Origin of the sequence: Asaia sp. SF2.1, from assembly GCF_000505765.1 — a bacterium.
Taxonomy (GTDB): domain Bacteria; phylum Pseudomonadota; class Alphaproteobacteria; order Acetobacterales; family Acetobacteraceae; genus Asaia; species Asaia bogorensis.
The window spans coordinates 118,250-119,918 of sequence record NZ_AYXS01000034.1; the positions used below are offsets into that span (position 1 = coordinate 118,250).

The window sequence follows — 1,669 nt, forward strand, 5'->3', positions numbered from 1 at the left end:
AAGCGCACGGCAATTAACGCGGCCACATCCTGCGTCGATCTGAACACGATCCCCATCGAGGAAATCGCCAGCGTCGAAATGCTCAAGGATGGCGGCTCCGAGCTTTACGGTGCGGATGCCGTCTCCGGCGTGATCAACATCAAGCTGCGTCATGACGTCACCAAGGCGACCATCACCATGCGTGGCGGGATCTCGCAATACGGCGATGCCAAGACGGGCCTGCTTTCCGCCATGAAGGGTTTCAACTTCGATCACGGCAAGGGCAACGTCACCCTTTTCGGCCAGTATAATACATCTGGCGGAATCATGAGCCAGGACCGCGCCTGGGCGGCCAACCCGCAGCAGAGCAACCCGGTGACCGGCACGCCACTTTATGGCTCGTCCATCATTCCGGCTGGCCGTGTGACCGACCCGCGCACAGGGGCCAATCTGGTTTCGAATGGGGATGGCACCTTTCACCGGTACAGCAATGCCGATCGGTATAATTTTGCCAAAGACACGATGGTGCAGAATTATAACCAGAATTCAGCCCTGTCCGGCGATGCCCATTACGATGTGGACAGCCATTTCAAGCCCTACGCCAACGTGCGGTACAGCCACACGACAACGGCACGGCAGATGGCTGCAGCCCCGGTTTCCGGTGGCATCAAGCCGTCTCCGTTGCTGTCGTCCTGGACCATCCCGGCAGGCAGCCCCTATAATATCTGGGGACGTGACGCGATCATGTCGCGCCGTATGAACGATCTCGGTCCGCGCAAGATGGATTATGCGACCGATACCTGGACCGTTATCGGTGGCGCCAAGGGCAAGATCTGGCGTGGCTGGGAATATGATGCGTCCATGACATACGGCCAGAGCCGCTGGACCGCCAACACGCAGAACATGGGCAATTATCGTCATCTGCTGCAGATGACCGGTGTGCGTCAGCTCGACCCCACCAATCCGGGCAGCAAGATCGTGTATGACCCGACCGTCTGCACCAGCCAGCCGGGCTGCGTCTTGTCCAACCCACTCGCGCCGCTTTCACCCGAGGCTGCCGCTTATGGCAAGTTCACGCAGCATGATCATGCCGAATATCAGCTGCGCGACTTCAACCTGCGCATCAATAACAGCAGCGTCGTCAAGATGCCCTACGAGCATGGCGGCAATGTCGGTATTGCCTTTGGCATGGAGCATCGCAGCGAGCAGTTGAGCAGCAAGCCCGACCCGATCGTTGTGAGCGGTGATTCCACGGGCAATGCCTCAAGCTATAGCGGCGGTGGCTTCAATGTGAATGAAGTCTATGCCGAAGGTCAGATTCCGCTGCTCCAGAACGCATTTCTTGCCAAGGATCTGACCATTGACGGTCAGGGCCGCTGGTCAGACTACAACACCTTCGGATCGACCAAGAACTGGAAGGTCTCGATCAACTGGGCCCCGGTGCGCGATATCCGCTTCCGTGCAACGCTCGGAACGTCCTATCGCCAGCCCAACGTCTACGAGCTCTATGGCGGTCAGAGCCTCGGCTATCCGTCGGCATACGATCCCTGCAGTGCCGTTTCCAGCTACGGCGTACAGGCCGCCGCTGTCCAGGCCCGCTGCGCAAGCGAGGGGATCAATACGGCGACTTTCGTTCCGCAGAACACGGGGCAGGTTCCAACGGTTTCCGGCGGTAACGCCAAGCTGCAGC

1 protein-coding gene is annotated in these 1,669 nt (G+C 59.3%); it reads left to right on the plus strand.

Annotated elements, in window-relative coordinates; genetic code table 11:
• Positions 1-1,669: TonB-dependent receptor domain-containing protein (locus tag P792_RS39040; RefSeq protein ID WP_035440215.1), on the plus strand; the 1,669-nt coding region annotated here is incomplete at both ends.